15 protein-coding genes are annotated in these 18305 nt (G+C 69.6%); 3 read left to right on the top strand and 12 right to left on the bottom strand.

The genetic code is table 11. The annotated features are described in order from the left end of the window. The 7 genes from ABNF93_RS08085 to ABNF93_RS08055 form a co-directional block, all read right to left on the bottom strand. Complete coding sequence (locus ABNF93_RS08085) at positions 1-483, bottom strand: hypothetical protein (protein ID WP_349327127.1); 483 nt, start codon at positions 481-483, stop codon at positions 1-3. After that, positions 480-929, bottom strand: coding sequence for a TadE family protein (locus ABNF93_RS08080; protein ID WP_349327126.1), 450 nt, complete (start codon positions 927-929; stop codon positions 480-482). Before ABNF93_RS08080 ends, ABNF93_RS08085 begins: the two co-directional genes overlap by 4 nt. Beyond that, positions 929-1141, bottom strand: a complete 213-nt coding sequence (locus tag ABNF93_RS08075; RefSeq protein WP_349327124.1) for a hypothetical protein — start codon at positions 1139-1141, stop codon at positions 929-931. Before ABNF93_RS08075 ends, ABNF93_RS08080 begins: the two co-directional genes overlap by 1 nt. Before the next feature lie 56 nt (positions 1142-1197). Next, on the bottom strand, positions 1198-2136 hold the full coding sequence (locus tag ABNF93_RS08070) for a type II secretion system F family protein (RefSeq protein WP_349327123.1): 939 nt from the start codon (positions 2134-2136) through the stop codon (positions 1198-1200). Further along, the gene (locus tag ABNF93_RS08065; protein WP_349327122.1) at positions 2133-2999 is read right to left on the bottom strand and encodes a type II secretion system F family protein; all 867 of its coding nucleotides are present in this window, start codon (positions 2997-2999) and stop codon (positions 2133-2135) included. The genes ABNF93_RS08070 and ABNF93_RS08065 overlap by 4 nt, the downstream gene beginning before the upstream one ends. Then, on the bottom strand, positions 2999-4237 hold the full coding sequence (locus tag ABNF93_RS08060; protein ID WP_349327121.1) for a TadA family conjugal transfer-associated ATPase: 1239 nt from the start codon (positions 4235-4237) through the stop codon (positions 2999-3001). Before ABNF93_RS08060 ends, ABNF93_RS08065 begins: the two co-directional genes overlap by 1 nt. 477 nt (positions 4238-4714) lie before the next feature. Then, the gene (locus ABNF93_RS08055) at positions 4715-9676 is read right to left on the bottom strand and encodes an NAD-glutamate dehydrogenase (protein WP_349327119.1); all 4962 of its coding nucleotides are present in this window, start codon (positions 9674-9676) and stop codon (positions 4715-4717) included. A gap of 350 nt (positions 9677-10026) precedes the next feature. Between ABNF93_RS08055 and ABNF93_RS08050 the strand changes: the two genes are divergently transcribed. The 3 genes from ABNF93_RS08050 (at position 10027) to ABNF93_RS08040 (ending at position 11341) form a co-directional block, all read left to right on the top strand. After that, positions 10027-10527 carry a DUF2505 domain-containing protein gene (locus tag ABNF93_RS08050; protein ID WP_349327118.1) on the top strand — a complete coding sequence of 167 codons (501 nt, stop codon included), beginning with the start codon at positions 10027-10029 and terminating at the stop codon, positions 10525-10527. Continuing rightward, positions 10524-11042, top strand: coding sequence for a ribonuclease FAU-1 family protein (locus ABNF93_RS08045; RefSeq protein WP_349327116.1), 519 nt, complete (start codon positions 10524-10526; stop codon positions 11040-11042). Before ABNF93_RS08050 ends, ABNF93_RS08045 begins: the two co-directional genes overlap by 4 nt. 113 nt (positions 11043-11155) lie before the next feature. Then, a complete protein-coding gene (locus ABNF93_RS08040) occupies positions 11156-11341 on the top strand; it encodes a hypothetical protein (RefSeq protein WP_349327114.1) in 186 nt (61 codons plus the stop codon). Positions 11342-11430: 89 nt separating this feature from the next. Here ABNF93_RS08040 and pruA read toward each other — a convergent pair whose 3' ends face one another. The 5 genes from pruA to ABNF93_RS08015 form a co-directional block, all read right to left on the bottom strand. Continuing rightward, the gene (gene pruA / locus ABNF93_RS08035) at positions 11431-13056 is read right to left on the bottom strand and encodes an L-glutamate gamma-semialdehyde dehydrogenase (RefSeq protein ID WP_349327112.1); all 1626 of its coding nucleotides are present in this window, start codon (positions 13054-13056) and stop codon (positions 11431-11433) included. Between the two features lie 178 nt (positions 13057-13234). Beyond that, positions 13235-14209 carry a non-homologous end joining protein Ku gene (gene ku, locus ABNF93_RS08030; RefSeq protein WP_349327111.1) on the bottom strand — a complete coding sequence of 325 codons (975 nt, stop codon included), beginning with the start codon at positions 14207-14209 and terminating at the stop codon, positions 13235-13237. Between the two features lie 311 nt (positions 14210-14520). Continuing rightward, positions 14521-15486 (bottom strand): N-acetylmuramic acid 6-phosphate etherase, encoded by a 966-nt coding sequence (gene murQ / locus ABNF93_RS08025; RefSeq protein WP_349327109.1) that lies wholly within the window; start codon positions 15484-15486, stop codon positions 14521-14523. Next, positions 15483-16406, bottom strand: coding sequence for a MurR/RpiR family transcriptional regulator (locus tag ABNF93_RS08020; protein WP_349327107.1), 924 nt, complete (start codon positions 16404-16406; stop codon positions 15483-15485). Before ABNF93_RS08020 ends, murQ begins: the two co-directional genes overlap by 4 nt. A 130-nt stretch (positions 16407-16536) precedes the next feature. Beyond that, a complete protein-coding gene (locus ABNF93_RS08015) occupies positions 16537-18264 on the bottom strand; it encodes a serine hydrolase domain-containing protein (protein WP_349327333.1) in 1728 nt (575 codons plus the stop codon). Positions 18265-18305: the final 41 nt, after the last annotated feature.

Raw genomic sequence — 18305 nt, 5'->3', positions numbered from 1 at the left:
TCACCTCGACTGCCGGTAGTCGCCGTAGGGAGTGCGGTGGACGCTCGTCACCGGGAACGACACCAGCGGTCCGCCGATCGCGTCCGGGATGAACGGGAACCTTACGACGTAGCGAACGGTGATCTCGACACTCGACCCGGACTGCAGGCAGCCGCCCTGGCAGGCGGATCGGAAGGCGTAGCCCTGTCCCAGTCCCTGGTCCGCCATGGCGATACGCGCCGCCTCCCGGGCACGCGCCTCCGCCTGGCCGACGTTCGCCGACAGGACGTACGCACGGCCGGCGTCGCGGGTCGCCGCCGAGACGCCGTACATCGCTCGCTGCACGTCGAAGACCGCCAGCATGATGTAGACCAGCGGGACGAGGAACAGGATCCCCAGGTAGCAGAACTCCACGATGGCGTTGCCGCGTTCGCCACGCGTGCCGCGTCCGGCGCCGCCGACGCGCGCGCGGACCTGACGGGCCCACCATCGACCGACCCTCACGGCGTCGGCTCCTTGACCGCATGTCCTTCCACCGTGAAGTCGAACGTCGGACCCCAGAGGCCCATCGCCGGCATCGTCGCGGTGACCCGCATGACGACGAGATCCTGGCCGGCCGCGGAGTCCGGGACAGGGTCGATGTCGCGGGCCATGCCGGCCGACAACACCCCGCTGATGCAGTCGAAGGTCGCGGCCCGCCCGTCACCGAGGGAGGCGTCGTAGTTCGCGGCCTGCCGGGCCCCCTCGTGCGCACACGCCACGAGGGTGTTGCGGACATGGAGAAACAACCCCAGCTGCAGAATTCCGAGGAACAGCGGCAGCAAGATGATCATGACCAGGACGAACTCGACAGCTGCCGATCCCTCCTCCGCCCGTCGCCCACCGCTTCTCACGACACGCCGCCCAGTGCCGTGCCCCGGCCGACGTTCGAGGCCAGCTCCATGCCTCATCAGGGCATGCTGCCCCTCGCCCTCATGATCGCCTGCCGGAGCAGCTGCTCGAGCTCAGGGCCCAGGAAGGCCCACAGGACGGCGATCAGTCCGGCGGTCATCACAGTGATCAGGATCCAACCCACCAGGTCGCCGCGCTCGCGTCCCCGGGTGACGACCCGCGCATGGAGCCGCGCCGCCAGGGTCCGGAGCGTAGGTGTTACGGCGTTCATCGTCGGTCCTCTCTCAGTGACTTTCACGGGAGATCTCTGGCTTGTCGGACAACACGTCAGGGGGAGATCATCTGTAGTCCGATGACACCCGGGAAGAACGCGAAGAGCACGGTGACGGGTAGGACGAGGAAGACGATCGGCACCATCATCCCGATCTCCTTGCGCCCGCCCGCCTCGATGAGCTGCCGCTTGCCGGCCTCGCGGACATCGGCCGCCTGGGCGCGCAGGACGTCGGCGAGCGGCGTGCCGCGTTCGACGGCGATCGCGATGCCGTCGACGAACCGGGCCAGGATCGACACGTTGGTCCGGTCGCCGACGCTCTCCAACGCCTGCACGAGGTTGGCGCCGGTGCGTGCCTGCGCCAGTGCGTACTTGAACTCGCGTGCCAGCTCTCCCCTGCTGACGTTGGCGACCCGCTCGAGCGCGGCCACCGGTCCCTCGCCCGCGGTCACCGACAGAGCGAGCATGTCCGCGACCGTCGGGAACTCCGCGAGCATCTTCGCCTCCCGCTTCTTGACCTGGTCGACGAGCCGCCGGTCGCGCAACAGCACTCCCGCGACGAACGCCGTGACACACAGGACCAGCAGCGGAATCGCGTTGGTACCCCGGCTGATCAGCACCATCACCGAAAGCGCGAGCGCACCGGCGAAACCGCCGGCGCCCCAGAGCAGCTGTTCGACCCGGAACTCCTCCACTCCGATGTCGAGCCCCGCCTGCTGGAGCCGACGACGGATGAGGCTGGTGCCGCCCAAGGTGCGTTCGAGCCCCCGCGCGCCGCTCGCGAGGTACGGACGGAGGATGTGTTCGAGCGTCGGGAACGGCGTGAACGTACGGTCGGACAGGTCGTAGGCGCCGGGACCGGCCGCGTCCCGCACGTAGGGTCCGAGCCGGCTCTCCAGCGACGGCCGGCGCAGCATCGGAAGCCGGAAGATCGCCAGCGCCAGACCGAAGCCGGCGATGAGCCCGAGTAGTGCGCCGTACCAGCTGAGGTTCATCGCAGCACCCGCTCTTCTTCCGGCAGTCGTCCGATCCGCAGCATCAACCGATAGGCGACCGCGCAGACAACCGCGCCGATGAGGAGAACGAAAAAGCCGACCGGGGAGTTGTAGCGGGCGATCACGTCGCGCTGGAAGGACATGAAGGCAAGGACCATCCAGGGCGCCGCCACCGCCAACCGGGCGCCGTTGACCGTCCACGACTGACGGGCTTCCAACTCCGACCGCGTGCGGGCGTCCTCCCGCAGGAACGACGAGAGGGTACGCAGCAGCCGGCCCAGATCGCTCCCGCCGACCTCGCGGGCGATCCGCAGGGACTCGACGATCCGGTCACCCACCGGGTCGGCGAGGTTGCGCTTGAGCCGGTCGAGGCAGTCGTTGAATCGTCCCGTGGCGCGGTAGTCCTCGGCGAACCGCTGGAACGGGCGCCGGAGCGGTTGCGGTCCGCGGACGCTGATCTGGGTGAGCGCCTCGGACAGCGACAGTCCCGCCCGGACGCTGGAGGCGAGGTTGTCCACGACGTCCGGCCAGAGCTCGCGCAGCTCCTGGCGCCGCGCCCGGGCGCGGTACCGCACCAGCGCGAACGGCGCGTACGCCGCCATGAGGCCGAACGCCAACGCCACCGGCACCGCACGGGACACGACGAACATCACGAGGAAGATGAAGAACCCGACGCCGATGCAGGCTCCGAGAAGCTGGCCGGGTGTCACCGACTCGATGCCCGCCTGGACGAGCAGCTCGTCGACCCGGTCCCGCAACGAACGGCCGGACGCCTTGCCCGCGGCCCTCGGGGTGGGCGCAACGAAGGTCCTGATGATCAGGACGAGGCCGAGGCCCAGCATGAGGCCGAGCAGAATTCCCATCAGGCGACCCCTTCGAAGCGGGGGGCGAGGAGCCTGGCGAGGTCGTAGCCGATGCGTTCGAAGCGGTCGGGGTGCGGGGGGTAGCCCTCGCCGCGCACGAGGCGGTCGCCTCGCAGTGCGAAGATCGACTCCAGCTCGATGATCTCACCCTCGACCCGGCCGGGGACGGCGCAGATCTCGCGGACGCGGCGCCGGCCGCTGTCGATCAGCTGCGTGTGCACCACGATGTCGACGGCACCCGCCACCGTGGGAACGACGAACCGCGAGCCGATGTTCTCGCCGGCGAGCAGCGGCAGCGTGCACATCTTGGTGATCGCCTCGCGCGCGGAGTTGGCGTGGATGGTGCACATGCCGGGCAGGCCGGAGTTGAGCGCGATCAGCAGGTCGAGGCACTCCTCGGCGCGGACCTCGCCGACGATGATCCGACTCGGCCGCATCCGCAGGGCCTCCTTGACCAGGTTGCGGAGGCGGATCTCGCCGGTGCCCTCGAGGTTGGACTGCCTGGTCTGCATCGGCACCCAGTCGGGCAAGGGGATCTTCAGCTCGAAGACCTCCTCGCAGCTGATGATCCGCTCCCGAGGAGGCACCGCGGCGCCGAGGCAGTTGAGCAGCGTCGTCTTGCCGGCCTGCGTACCGCCCGCGACCAGGATGTTGAGGCCGGCCACCACGCAGGCCTCGAGGAACTGCGCGCCCTGCGTGCTGATCGTGCCCAGCGCCACGAGGTCTTCCAGGTGGGTCGCCCGGACGACGAACTTCCGGATGTTGACCGCCCAGTGCGTCCGCGTGATGTCGGGGATCACCACGTGCAGGCGGCTGCCGTCGGGCAGCATCGCGTCGACGAACGGCGTCGAGAAGTCGATCCGGCGCCCGGTGGTCTTGAGCATCCGTTCGACGAGGTCGCGCACTTCGTCGTTGGTGAGCACCGTGGTGGTGAGCTCGCTCCGGCCGTTGCGGGCGATGAAGACGCGGGAGGGCTCGTTGATCCAGATCTCCTCGACGGTGGGGTCGTCGAGGAACTTCTGCAGCGGGCCGAAGCCGGCGACGGCGTTGAAGACCTCGCGGGCCACCTCCCGCGGATCACCCAATGGCGGCAGGGTGGCGACCAGGGTGCGCTCGTCGTACCTCAGCACGGCCTGCTCGATGAGCCGGCGGATCGCCGCCGGCTCCTTGAGCGGATCGAGGCCCTCCCGGCGGACGGCCTCGCGCACCTCGGCGTCGATGATGTCGACCGCTGTCATGAGGTCGATACACCTCGCGAAGCTCTCACGTCTGCCGCCCCCTGCACCGCTGTTCGAGCCCTGCACCCGTCCGTGGTTCACAAGTCGCCCGAGGATTCTGTCATGCGAACCCGGTGCTGGCGACTGACCGTCCACAGACCCCGGTCTCTTCCGACTGCGACCCGCCGAACTGATCTCAGGGCATGGTCGTTCGGGTCCCCGGTGACCACGCCGGGTGCTCACGACCGATCGCGCACTGTCCCGGCAGCGCCGACGGGCGTACCGCGCCGGGTTGTTCGCCTGGCTGGCCAGGCCCAGCTGCTCGCCTGGCTGGCCAGGCCCAGCTGCTCGCGCGGCTGGTCCGGCCCAGCTGCTCGCGCGGCTGGTCGGGCCCAGCTGCTCGCCTGGCTGGCCAGGCCTGTCGACGTGGAACAGGCGTCGATGCCCTGCCCGGGCAGCACTCGCATACCCAGCGTGGTCATTTGCGCCTGGCGTCGGCTAGCCAGACGTGGGGAGGAGGCGGCGTACGACACGGAGCCCGACGGAGAGCCGGGCGAGATCGGCGACGTCGCCTTCGACGATCTCGGCGAGGGTGGCGCGGGTTCGGCTGACGAGCTTGGCGTCGCGCTGCTCCCAGGCGGCGACCCGCTCGCTCGCGTCGGCTCCGGTCGGGCTGACCGCGAGGACGTTGCGGGTGAGTTGGGCGTGGACGCTGTGCAGGTCGTCGCGGAGAGTCGCCCGGGCCGTGGTCTGCCAGCGGTCGTGGCGGGGGAGGGCGAGGATGCGTTCGAGGAGCCGGCCGAGCTCGAGGCGTTCACCGAGGGTGAAGTGGACCCGGGCGACGTCCACGACGTCGGCACCGGTGCGGGCCGCGGTCTCGGCGATGCCCAGACCGGCGTAGGCGGGTGGCAGCACCGCGACCGTGGTGGCGAGTTCCTTGGGTACGCCGGCGGCGAGCAGCAGGTTGCGGCGCGCCTCGAAGAGCGTGTGCTCGCGCCCGCTCAACACCTCGGGCAGAGCTGCGGTGAGCCGCGCCATGCCGTCGGCGAAGAACTCGACCGCCTCGGCGATGTCGATCGGCGACCGGCGATTCTGGACGAGCCACCGGCTGGCCCGTTCGGCGATGGTCCGCACCTCCAGGCGCATCTTGGTCTGTACGTCCGCGTCGATCTGGTTGTCGAGCGCGCGCACAGCCGCGAAGGTCCTGTCGACATCGAAGATCTCGCGCGCGACGAGGTGAGCGCGGGCCAGCTCGTCCGGCGGTGCACCGGTCTCGAGCGACAGCCGCGGGTAGTAGGTGATACCGGCGATGTTGACCATCTGGTTGACGACCTGCGTCGTGATGATCTCCCGACGCAGCGGATGGGTGTCCATCCCGGCGGCGAACCGCTCGCGGATCGCCGAGGGGAAGTACGCCGCGAGCGCGTCCCGGAGGTACGTGTCGTCGGGCAGCGTGGAACCCAGCAACTCGTCGGCCAGCACGATCTTGGTGTAGGCGAGCAGCACAGCCAACTCGGGCGTGGTGAGCCCGGCGGCCTGGGCCTCCCGGTCACGGAACTGCTTCGGGCTCGGCAGGAACTCCAGCTCCCGGTCGAGCACCTTCAACGCCTCCAGCCGGCGTACCCAGTCGGCGTGGACGTGCAGCAGGGCAGGTGCGCTCGCGGCGGCGTTCTGCAGGGCGACGTTCTGCTGGTAGTTGTCGTCGAGGACGAGCGCGGCCACCTCGTCGGTCATCGCCACGAGGGTCTGGTTGCGCTGCTTGCGGGTCAGGTCACCGTCGGCGACGAAACGGTCGAGCAGGATCTTGATGTTGACCTCATGGTCGGAGGTGTCGACGCCGGCGGAGTTGTCGATGAAGTCGGTGTTGATCCGCCCACCTTCGCGGCCACCGTCGGACTGGCCGCCGCGGGTGGCGTACTCGATCCGGCCCAGCTGGGTCAGGCCGAGGTTGCCGCCCTCACCGACGCAGGCGCAGCGTAGGTCGGCGCCGTCGACGCGGACGCCGTCGTTGGTCTTGTCTCCGACGCTGGCGTGGGTCTCGTCGGTGGCTTTGACGTACGTGCCGATCCCGCCGTTCCACAACAGGTCGACCGGTGCGGTGAGGATCGCGCGGATGAGCTCGTTGGGGGTCAGGGCCCTGATGCCCTCGGCGATACCGAGCGCTGTGCGCATCTGGTCGGTCAGCCGGACCGACTTCGCCGACCGGCGGAACACCCCACCGCCGGCGGAGATCAGGTCGCGGTGGTAGTCGCTCCAGCTCGACCGCGGCAGACCGAACAGCCGCTGGCGTTCGGCGTAGGACGTCGCGGGGTCCGGGTCAGGATCGACGAAGATGTGCCGGTGGTCGAACGCCGCGACCAGCTTCGTGTGCGGTGAGGCCAGCATGCCGTTGCCGAACACGTCGCCGGACATGTCGCCGATCCCGACACAGGTGAACTCCTGGGTCTGGCAGTCGCGGCCCATCTCCCGGAAGTGCCGCTTCACCGACTCCCATGCGCCCTTGGCGGTGATGCCCATCGCCTTGTGGTCGTAGCCGTCGGAGCCGCCGGAGGCGAACGCGTCCCCGAGCCAGAAACCGTAGGAGTGGGCCACCTCGTTGGCGATGTCGGAGAAGGTCGCGGTGCCCTTGTCGGCGGCGACGACGAGGTAGGCGTCGTCACCGTCGTGGCGTACGACGTCGACCGGGGGGATCACCTCGCCGCGCTGCAGGTTGTCGGTGACGTCGAGCAGCCCGCAGATGAACGTCCGGTAGCAGGCGATGCCCTCACCCAGCCACGCGTCGCGGTCGGCGGGGTCGGGCAGCTGCTTGCAGTAGAAGCCGCCCTTGGCGCCGACCGGAACGATCACGGTGTTCTTCACCATCTGGGCCTTCGCCAGGCCCAGGACCTCGGTACGGAAGTCCTCCCGGCGGTCCGACCAGCGCAACCCGCCGCGGGCGACCGGGCCGAACCGCAGGTGCACGCCCTCGACCCGCGGCGAGTAGACCCACACCTCGAACGTCGGCCGCGGCTGCGGAAGATCCGGGTTGGCCTGCGGGTCGAGCTTGAACGACAGATAGGGCTTGGGCCGCCCCTCGGCGTCGCGCTGGAAGTAGTTCGTCCGCAACGTGGAGCGGACGAGCGTGAGGAACGAACGGATGATGCGGTCCTGGTCCAGGCTCGCCACCTCGTCGAGGGCGTCCTCGATCCGGGTCACGACGTCGCGGGTACGGGACTCGCGCTGCGCCGTGTCGAGGCCTGACGCCGGGTCGAGCCGGGTCTCGAACAGCTCCACCAGCAGCCGGGCGAGGTCGTCGTTCACCGTCAGCGAGTCCTCGACGTAGTACTGGCTGAACGTCGAGCCCGCCTGCCGGAGGTACTTCACGTAGGCGCGAAGGATGCTGACCTGCCGCCAGGTGAGACCCGCGCGCAGGACGAGAGCGTTGAGCCCGTCGCTTTCGGCCCGGCCGGACCACACCGCGGCGAACGCGTCCTGGAAAAGCTCCCGCAGCTGACCCGCCGGCGCGCTGACCGCACCGGAATAGACCAGGCCGAAGTCGTAGATCCACGCTTTCGTGCCGTCGGAGTTCTCGATGGCGTACGGGCGTTCGTCCACCACCTCGACGCCCATCCACGACAACCTCGGCAGGACGTCGGACAGCGACAGCGGCAAGCCGGTGCGGTAGAGCTTGAACCGCCGCTCGTCAGGGGCCGCGTCGACGGGTTCGTAGAGCGACATCGCCAGCCCGCCTTCGGCTGGGAGCTCCTCGATCCGTCGCAGGTCGGCCACCGCCGTCCGGGCCGGGAAGTCGTCACGGTAGGCCGCGGGGAACGCGTGGGCGTACTTGCGGTAGAGCCGGGCCGCCTCCGCCTCGCCGACCCGGTCATACAGTGCCTCGGCGAACTCGTCGGTCCAGCTCCGGGTGGCGTTGGCCAGCCGCTGCTCCAACTCCCCCACATCGACGTCCGGGATGGTCTCCCCCGGCCCGACGCGTACGACGAAATGCAGCCGGGCGAGCACCGACTCCGACAACCGCAGCGCGAAGTCGATGCTCTCGCCGCGGTAGGCCTCGAGCAGGATGTCCTGGATCTTCAGCCGGATCTGGGTGGAGAACCGGTCCCGCGGGAGGTAGACGAGGCACGAGAGGTACCGGCCGTAGTCGTCGCGCCGGACGAACAGCCGCAGCTGCCGGCGTTCCTGCAGGTAGAGAACGCCCAGCAGGGTCGGCAACAGCTCGTCGACCGAGACCTGGAACAGCTCGTCCCGGGGATAGGTCTCGAAGATGTCGAGCAGCACCTTGCCCGAGTGCGCGTCCGGCGAGAACCCCGACCGCCTGACCACCTCGGCGGCCTTGCCACGGAGTACCGGGATCCGCGTCACGCTCTGGGTGTAGGCCGCCGACGTGAACAGCCCCAGGAACCTGCGCTCGCCCGTGACCTCGCCCGCCTCGTCGAAGGTCTTGACCCCGATGTAGTCGAGGTAGGCCGGTCGGTGCACAGTCGATCGGGAGTTGGCCTTGGTGAGGATGAGCAACTTCTTCTCCCGGGCCTTCGCCCGCACCTCCGGCGGCATCTGGGAGAACGCCGTCGCCGTGCGCGGATCCGACCGCAGGATGCCCAGGCCGGTCCCCGGCACCGCCCGCAGGATCGTGTCGTCATCCTCCTCGACCAGCGTGTACTCGCGGTAGCCGAGGAACGTGAAATGATCATCGGCGAGCCAGCTCAAGAGCTCCCTGGTGTCGGCGATCTCCTGCTCCGGCAGGTCCTTCGGCGGCGAGCTGGCCAGCTCGTCCACCACCTCCAGCGCCCGGGCCCGAAGCTTCGGCCAGTCCTCGACCGACTCCCGTACATCACTCAGGACCCGACGGAGGTCGGCCTCGATCTGGGCAAGATCGCCCGAGTCCGTCTCCCGGTCGATCTCGACGTGGATCCACGACTCCAGCAACCCCTCGGGGCGGGACTCCCGCCCGTCAGCCCCTGCCGTCGGCCGACCGTCGTGCGCACCGACGATCTCCAACAACCGCCCGGTCAGGTCGCGGCGGACCCTCAGCTGCGGGTGCACCACCAGGTGGATTCCGCGATCCTGGCGCGACAACTCCATCGTCACCGAGTCCACCAGGAAGGGCATGTCGTCGGTGACCACCTCGACCACCGTGTGCGTACACGACCAGCCGTGCTCCTCGACGGTGGGCGTGAAGACGTTGACAGCCACCGAACCCTGCGGCCGGTTTCCCGCCAGCCGGTAATGGCTGCGGGCGGCACCGTAGACGTCGACCGGATCGCGGTGCACCAGATCCTCGGTCGCCACGTGCCGGTAATAGGCGGCCAGCAGGGCCTCGACCTGGGACATCGACAGCGCTCCCGCTGACCGGCTGTACTCGGCGACCTTCGCGGCGTCGGCGAGAATGGCGGCCTTCTCGTCGGTCCGGGTACTGCCGGCGACGGTGCCGTGCTGGCCTATGACCTCACTACGTTCGGTCATGGGACCTCCTTCGTCGGACCCATGACCACGGTGCTCTGCTGGCCTATGACCTCACTACGTTCGGTCATCTGCACGTCCCTGCCCAGATCTCTCGCCGCCGTCCAGGCGTCGAGGTCGTACGACGTTGTACGGACCTTTCCGACCTTAGTCCTTCACTCCGGCACTGGGATCCCCCGTTCGCCGTTCCGGTGGGAGGTGCGTCCCGGCATCCGGTGAATTGTGCGTGCCCGCACCGACGGGGTGGTGGAGTCCCCGCGTGCGGGCATCGGAGGTCGGTGGCCCAGCGGCGGGTGCGGTGCGCCCCCGGCGAGATCCGGGCAATCGCCGCGATCATCGTGTTGGATCTCCCCATGGACCTTCACCGGGAAACCAAGTACGCGGCCGACCCCACGACCGTGTACACGATGCTGACCAGCGAGAGCTTCATCCAGATGCGGGCACGGGCGGCGCATGCCGTCCGCTACGACGTGGCGATCGAATCTGCCGGTTCCGGACGGAGGACGCGGACCCATCAGACGCTGCCGGCAGACGTGCCCGACTTCGTCCGCAAGCTCGTCGGCCAGCACATCGAGCTCGACGAGACGATCACCTGGGGCGGGGCGAGCCCGGACGGTTCACGCAGCGGCACGCTGCACGTCGACATCCAGGGCGCACCGGTCACGTTGCGCGGCACCATCCAGCTGGTTCCCGAGTCCGGAGGTACGGCGACCCGTCAGGTCGTCGACGCCGAGCTGAAGGCCTCCGTACCCCTCATCGGCCGCAAGATCGAGGAGGCCGCCGCGCCCGCCGTTCTCGCCGGCCTCGACGGCATGGAGGAGCTCGGCCGCAGCTGGTTGGCCGAGAACACGTGATCCATCCTCCGCACGTCACGTGCTGGGACGTCGCGGACGGCAGGAATGTCGACCGCCAGGGTGTCGAGCGTCGGTTGGACGACTGGAGGGTCACCGAGGTCGGCCTCTACGTCGCCGTGACCGTGCCCGAGCATCCGCGGGTCCAGAGCCTGCAGTCGTGGCTGCTTCCGGACCGGGGGCTGCGCATCACGACCTTCGCGTGGCGCCCACAGCTGGAACGCGACTACGACTACTACATCGACGTCTGCGACGTGACCGTCGACGGCACACGGTGGAAGTCGGTCGACCACTACCTCGACATCATCGTGCGGACGGGGCTGGAGGCGCGGGTGGAAGACGCCGACGAGTTCGTCGCCGCCGTGCTGGCCGGCCACCTCGGCGCCGCCGACGCGCAGCGTGCCCTGGAGGTCAGCTACCGCACGCTCACCGGCCTCGCCACCCACGGGTTCCACCTCGACGCCTGGCTCGACTCGCTGGGCATCACTCTCCGCTGGTACGCCTCCGAACGCCAGTGAGGCCGGCATGTGTCGGTCGCGCGTATCTCGGCGTGTCGGACCGCGATTGTCGGCGGTTCCTGGGACGGTGATCGGTGAGGTAGTGGTGATCCGGACAAGGGGAGGTCCCGACCGTGACGGAAGCCACCTATGACTGCCCCAGTTGCCGCCGTCGCCAGGCGTTCGAGCAACCACCCTGCAATGACGGACACGGCGAGGGCTGCCCGGAGTGGACCTGCGTCGTCTGCGGAATCGCCCTGTGGGTGGACCTGTCCGCCGATGCGGTCGGAGTCCGACCTCACCTGACCCAGGTCGCCTGAACCACGGCGCCGCGCGTACGAGGTTCTTGCCCGGCTTTGTCCGCCTGAAGCTTGTCACCGACGAGGCCTACCCAAGAGGGCGGGCTTTCCTACGCCATGTGGGGGTAGCGGTAGTCGGTCGGCGGGACGAACGTCTCCTTGAGAGTCCGCGGGCTCACCCAGCGGATGAGGTTCCACACCGAACCGGCCTTGTCGTTCGTCCCGCTCGCCCGTGCACCGCCGAACGGCTGCTGCCCGACGACCGCGCCCGTCGGCTTGTCGTTGACATAGAAGTTGCCGGCGGCATAGCGCAGCTTCTCGGCAGCCGTCGTGACGGCCGCCCGGTCCTGCGCGATGACCGCGCCGGTGAGGCCGTACGCCGCGGCGGAGTCGATCTGGCGCAGGACCTCCGCATAGGCGTTGTCGTCGTACACGTAGATCCCGAGAATCGGGCCGAAGTACTCGGTCGTGAAGATCTCGTCGGTCGGGTCGTCGCTTCTCAGGATGGTCGGCCGGACGAAGTAGCCGGTGCTGTCGTCGCAGGTGCCGCCCGCCACGACGGTGACCGACGAACTTGTCCGGGCGCGTTCGAGGGCCGTGGCGTGCTTGGCGTAGGCACGGGCGTCGATGACACCGCCCATGAAGTTGGACAGGTCGGCGACGTCACCGACCTCGAGCTCTTCGGTTTCGGCGATGATCTCGTCGCCGTGGCGGTCCCAGATCGAGCGCGGAATGTACGCCCGGGACGCCGCCGAGCACTTCTGCCCCTGGTACTCGAACGCACCTCTCACAAGTGCCGTCCTCAGCACCGCCGGGTCGGCCGACGCATGGGCGACGATGAAGTCCTTGCCACCGGTCTCCCCCACGATCCGCGGGTAGTTGTGGAACCCGTCCAGGCCCTCGGCGACCCCGCGCCACAACCGCCGGAACGTCGTCGTGGACCCGGTGAAGTGGATGCCGGCGAGTTCCGGGTGTCGCAGGGCGACGCGGGAGACGGCGAGGCCGTCACCGGTGAGCAGGTTGATGACACCTGGCGGGAGTCCGGCCGCCTCCAGCATCCGCATCGTGTGGTGCGCCGCGAGGGTCTGCGTGGGAGACGGCTTCCACAACACGACGTTGCCCATCAGCGCCGGCGCGGTCGGCAGGTTGGTCGCGATGGCGGTGAAGTTGAACGGGGTGACCGCGTAGACGAAACCCTCCAGCGGCCGGTACTCCACCCGGTTCCACACGCCGGGTGAGGAGATCGGCTGTTCTGCGTAGATCTGCCGGGCGTAGGCGACGTTGAACCGCAGGAAGTCGATCAACTCGCAGGCGGCGTCGATCTCGGCCTGCTGGATCGTCTTGCTCTGGCCGAGCATCGTGGTGGCGTTGAGGGTGTCGCGCCACGGACCGGCCGCGAGGTCGGCGGCCTTGCAGAAGATCGCCGCCCGGTCGTCGAGGGACATCTCGCGCCAGTCGGCGGCCGCGTCGTGCGCCGCCTTGATCGCGTCCTCGGCGTCCTGCTCGGTCGCGTTGTGCATGACCCCCAGGACGTGCCGGTGGTCGTGCGGCATGACGACCGGTATGGCGTCGCCGCCGCCTGGTCGCTGGACACCGCCGATCGTGAGCGTGAGGTCGGCCTGCTCGGCCGCGAGGTCCGCCAGCCTGCGCTCGAGGCTCGCCCGTTCAGGGTTGCCTGGTGCGTACGTCTTCACCGGTTCGTTCCGCGGTGGGGGTACCTGGGTGACGGCATCCATGAGGTCGCTCCCGCATTGGTGGTGGCTGCGGACCGTTGTGCAGGACGCATCCCGGTCGGGGAACGCCCCTACCGCCATCGTGCCACCGCGCCGGCCGCCGGTGAAACAGCTTCCGCGATCTCCGTCCCGGTGTGTCGAGAGGGCGCCCGGGCGGCCGGCCACCCGAGGGCGGAGCCGGTCAGGCCGACTTGCGGGCGGGGGCCTTCGCGGCCTTCTTCGTCGTACGCGAGGACGCCTTCTTGGCGGTCTTCTTCGCGGCCTGCTTGCCGGTCTTCGCCGGTTGCTTGCTCGCCGCCTGCTTGCCGCTGGCCCGCTTGTCGGCCGGCCGCCCCGCTGCCGCTCGCGTGCCGGCCGGCTTCTCAGCCGACGCGCCGCGCTGCTTGCGGGCCTCGTCGACGCTGGCCTGGAGTGCGGCCATCAGGTCCACGACATCGCCCGCGGCGGGTGCGGCCTCGGCCGGTGCCTCGACCTCGAGCCCGGCCGTCTTCGCCTCGATCAGCTGCTCGAGCGCCTCGCGGTAGTCGTCGTGGTAGCGCGCGGGATCGAAGCTGGTCTCCAAGGTCTGGATGTAGGACTCGGCCATGGCGATCTCCTGGGACCGCACCTCGACGTCCTCGTCCGGTGCGGCGAAGGAGGCATCACGCACCTCGTCGGGCCACAGCATCGTCTGCAGGATCAGGATGTCGTCCTTGGGCCGGAGCAGCGCCAGAGCCTCCCGGTTGCGCAAGGCGACCTTGACAACCGCCGTCTGGCCGGTGCGCCGGAGTGCGTCACGCAGCAGGACGTAAGGCTTGGCCGCCGGGCCCTCCGCCTGGAGGTAGTAGCTGCGGGAGACATAGATCGGGTCGATGTCCTCCGCAGGCACGAACTCCAGCACTTCGACGACCTTGCGGGTCGGCAGCGGAAGGTCGCTCAGCTCGTCGGCGTCGAGGACGACCATGTTGCCGTCGGGAAGTTCGTACCCCTTGGCGATGTCGGCGTACGGCACCTCCTGCCCGTCGACCTCACAGACCCGCCGGTAACGGATCCGCCCGCCGTCGGCGGCATGGACCTGCCGGAACGCGATGTCCTTCTCCTGGGTGGCGGCATAGACCTTCACCGGGATCGTCACCAACCCGAAGGAGACTGAGCCCTTCCAGATTGCCTGCGGCATGCGGACCTCCGCCACGGTTCGTGGGCGCGCCGACTCCGGAGAGGCGCACCTCGCACCTCCACCCTGAGCCGTTCCTACCCTGCGTGCAAGCCCACAACCGGTCATGCGTTCGAGGGAGTGCCCCCCATCAGCGCCCTAGCCTCGGTGGGATGGGGTGAGAGTACCCGTCGCACGAACCTTGGGGCTGATGAGGACGGGCGGCCTCCAGCCTCTCCCCAAACACGGCCGATCCGGGGCAATCTCGTCGATCGTCCGATCAGAGGTGCAAACGGCCTTTCCCGGCGGCCGGGCCGCGAAGTCCCCGACGGCTTCTACGGTCCCCCGAGTTGGGCGAGCGCGGCGTGGACGTGCCCACCGGAGTCGGCGAGCGCGGCCCGTGCGCGTCCGGGTTCCACGCCGCCGAGGACGGCCACCAGCGCGGTCTTGAGTTCGCCGCCGGCCTCGGTCAGCGCCGCGGCGCAGGTCGGTTCGTCCAGACCGGTCGCTTCGCCGAGGATGTCGAGCATCCGCCCGCGCAGCTTCGCGTTGGTGGCCACCAGGTCGACCATGAGATTGGAGTACGTACGACCGAGGCGGATCATCACCGCGGTCGAGAAGGCGTTGAGGACCAGCTTCTGCCCCGTACCTGCCTTCATCCGAGTCGACCCCGCCACCACCTCGGGCCCGGTGTCGACGGCGACGAACACGTCCACCTCCGCCGAGAGCGGAGCGTCGGGGTTGGCGGTGACGAGGACCGTCGCGGCGCCGCGTTCGCGCGCCGAGCGCAGGGCACCGGCGACATAGGGCGTACGACCACTCGCGGCGAGGCCGACGACGACGTCGCCGGCGGTCACGGAGTCGGCGATCTCCTGGTGGCCGGCTTCCTCGTCGTCCTCGGCACCCTCGATCGCACGTAACAACGCCGCCGGGCCGCCGGCGGCGTGGGTGACGAACCACTCGGGAGGTACGGCGAACGTCGGCGGCAGCTCGGCCGCGTCCAGCACCCCGAGCCGTCCGGACGTGCCGGCGCCTACGTAGTGGACCCGCCGGCCGCGCCGGAGGGCCTCGACTGCCAGATCGACGGCGCTCGCCACCTGGGGAAGCGCGGCGCGGACGGCCTCCGCCACCTGCCGGTCCTCGTCGTTGATGAGGCGGAGTACGTCGAGTGTCGACACCCGGTCGATGTCGGTGGTGCGGGGGTTGCGGGCCTCTGTCGGCGAGGTGACGTGAACGACCGGCTTGAGGGCCGGCTGGCCGGACTCCGCGCCTGCCGCGTCGGGGCCTGGGCCGGTCTTCACCGGCGCCCCCGCGACGGTGGCACCCGTCGGCTGCTGATCGCGTCGAAGGTGGCCTCGAGCGCCCCCAGGGTCTCCCGGTAGTGCCGTCGGGCGATGCCCACGAACAGGCAGTCGACAACCGTGAGCTGGGCGATCCGGCTCGCGGTCGCACCCGATCTGAACGTCGTCTCGCGGGCGGCAGTGGTGAGCACATGGTCGGCGACGGCGGCGATGGGCGAGCGCGGGAAGTTGGTGAGCGCGACGGTGGTGGCGCCGTGGTCGCGGGCCTGGGTGAGGACTTCGATGGTGTCGCCCGTGGCGCCGGTGTGGGAGATGCCGACGGCGACGTCGCCCTTGCCGAGCAGGGCGGCACTGGCGAGGGCGGCGTGGGTGTCCATCCACGCGAACGCCAGCCGCCCGATCCGGTGCAGCTTGGCTTGGAAGTCCTGGGCGACGAACGCGCTGGCGCCGACGCCGAAGATCTCCACCCGGCCCGCCTTCGCCAGCGCCTCGCTCACGGTGTCGAGGACGCCGACGTCGAGTTGGCTCGCGGTCTCCTCGACCGCTCTCGCGTCGGCGAACGCGACCTTCTCCACGATCTGCGCCATGGTGTCGTCGGGGCCTATGTCGCTGCCGACCGCACGGCCGCGATCGCCTTCGCGCGCGGACTCGCGGGCCGACTCCGCCGCGAGCCGCAGGCGCAGCTCCGGATAGCCGGGGAGCCCGAGGACCTTGCAGAAGCGGATGACGGTCGTCTCGGAGGTTCCGGCAGCCCGCGCGAGCTCCGTGATCGTGCGCGACGACGCTCGCGAGGGATCCTCGAGGACCAGGCCGGCGACCCGTTGCTCGGCTGGGGACAGGGAGGGCGCCAGCGCGCGGATCCGGATCACCACACCCTCGGCGACCGGATCGGCTTCAGGAACCTTCGAACTCTTGGCCATAGTGGAAAGTAACTTACCCTCGCCTGCGCATCATGTACCCCTCGCCGATGCCCGAATTCGGCGAGAACGTACGGTTTCGCCTCGTATCTGCCCACTCAGCGACGCGTTATACATCGTTGACCAGGGGAGATCAGCGCGAAGCTTCGGTCCAGCCGTCGGTGACGAACCTCTCAGGAGAACGCTCGCCGTCCAGCAGCAGGCCGTCGGCATCGCCCAGCCTGATGCCGTCGACGTAGACGCCACGGCCCTGGTGGAGCGCGTCGGTGACGTATCGCCAGCGGATCTGGACCTCCCCTGCCGGTCCCTCGATCTCGGCCGCGGCCTGTTGCCAGTGCCGTCCGGTGAACCCCGAGATCGTGCCGTCGTGCGGGCTGATCCGTCCTCGGCTCGAGACGACGAACGGCTGCGGCTCCCAACTCGCTCCACCGTCCCGCGACACCTCGAGCGTCAGCAGGTCGGTCTCCTCGGAGTCGACGAAGAGGTGGAACCCGAGCCGGGTCGAGTCCGCCCGCAGGGTCACGGGCAGGGTGAGCGTCGCCGTGGTGCCGTCCTGGCGGCCGGCGAACCACGCCGTGGCACCCTGACGCGGCGTCACCGCGAGCGCGTGCGCGACGCGACCGGTCACCGCCCGCCGGGCGGCGTTGACGTTGCTCCACTCCCGCCGCGGATGCACGCGGTTGCTCAGCAGGATCACGAACGACCGGGACAGCGGGTCGATCACCAGCGACGTGCCGGTGAAACCGGTGTGCCCGGCGGTCGACGGCGATGCCAGGGCGCCCATGTAGAAGCGCTGGTTCAGCTCGAATCCCAACCCGTGCGCGTGCCCGGGGAAGCCGGCGTTGTAGTCGGTGAGCATCTGTTCGGTCGTATGCCTGGACAGGATGGTGCGTCCGTCGTACGTCCCGCCGTTCAGCATCGCCTGCGCGAGCACCGACATGTCGTGCGCGGTGGAGAAGATGCCGGCGTGGCCCGCGACGCCGCCGAGCGACCAGGCGTTCTCGTCGTGGACACTCCCCCGCACCATGCCCCGCGCCGGGTCGGTCTGGAACTCCGTCGCGGCGATCCGGTCCAGCTTCGACGCCGGCGGGTTGTAGCCGGTGTCGACCATCCGCAACGGCTCGGTGATGCCCTCACGGACCAGGACGTCGAGCGGCTCGCCGCCGACCCGTTCGACGAGGACGCCGAGGGTGATGAGGTTGAGGTCGGAGTATTCGTACAGCGTCTCCGGCGGCGCCTTGGGGGCGACGGAGAGCACCGCCTGGATCCGCGACTCCCTGTCCGGATAGGGGCGCCAGAGCCGCATCCACGACGGCAGGCCCGAGGTGTGAGTGAGCAGCTGCCGGACGGTGACGGTCTCCTTGCCGTTCGCCGCGAACGCCGGGAGGTACGACGCCACCGTGGCGTCCAGGTCGATCCGGCCTCGTTCCACCTGCTGCATCACCACGATCGAGGTGAACAGCTTGGAGATGCTCGCGATGTCGAAGATCGTGTCGGGGGCCATCGTCACCTGCTGGTGCGGCGGAAGCTCGGAGCCTTCGGCGTCGGCGTACTTCACCGCATGGCCCATCGCCTCGTGCACGGCAACCTTCCCGTCGTGGGAGGCGAGCACGACCGCGCCCGGAAACAGCGGTCGGCCCGACGGCTGCGGCAACAGGTAACCCGCCAGCTCGGCGAGCATCGCGTCGATCTCGGCGGTGTTCAGGCCAGCCTCCTTCGGTGTGGTGGTCCGCAGCCGGGTCGACGGGGGCGCGAACCCGGAGTACGGCTCGTCGAAGCCTCGACCCGCCTGGTGTCCGTGCGCCAGAGCCGGCTGCGCCGACGACGCGAGGAACGCCGTCGCGAGAACGACGGGCACCATACGCGCCACGAGCCAGCCTCGACCCGCCCGACGCGCCCGAC

Source organism: Actinopolymorpha sp. B9G3, assembly GCF_040120725.1.
In the GTDB taxonomy this organism is placed as follows: Bacteria; Actinomycetota; Actinomycetes; order Propionibacteriales; family Actinopolymorphaceae; genus Thermasporomyces.
The sequence above is the reverse complement of the archived record's forward strand: the minus strand, read 5'-3'. Positions and strand labels throughout refer to the sequence as shown.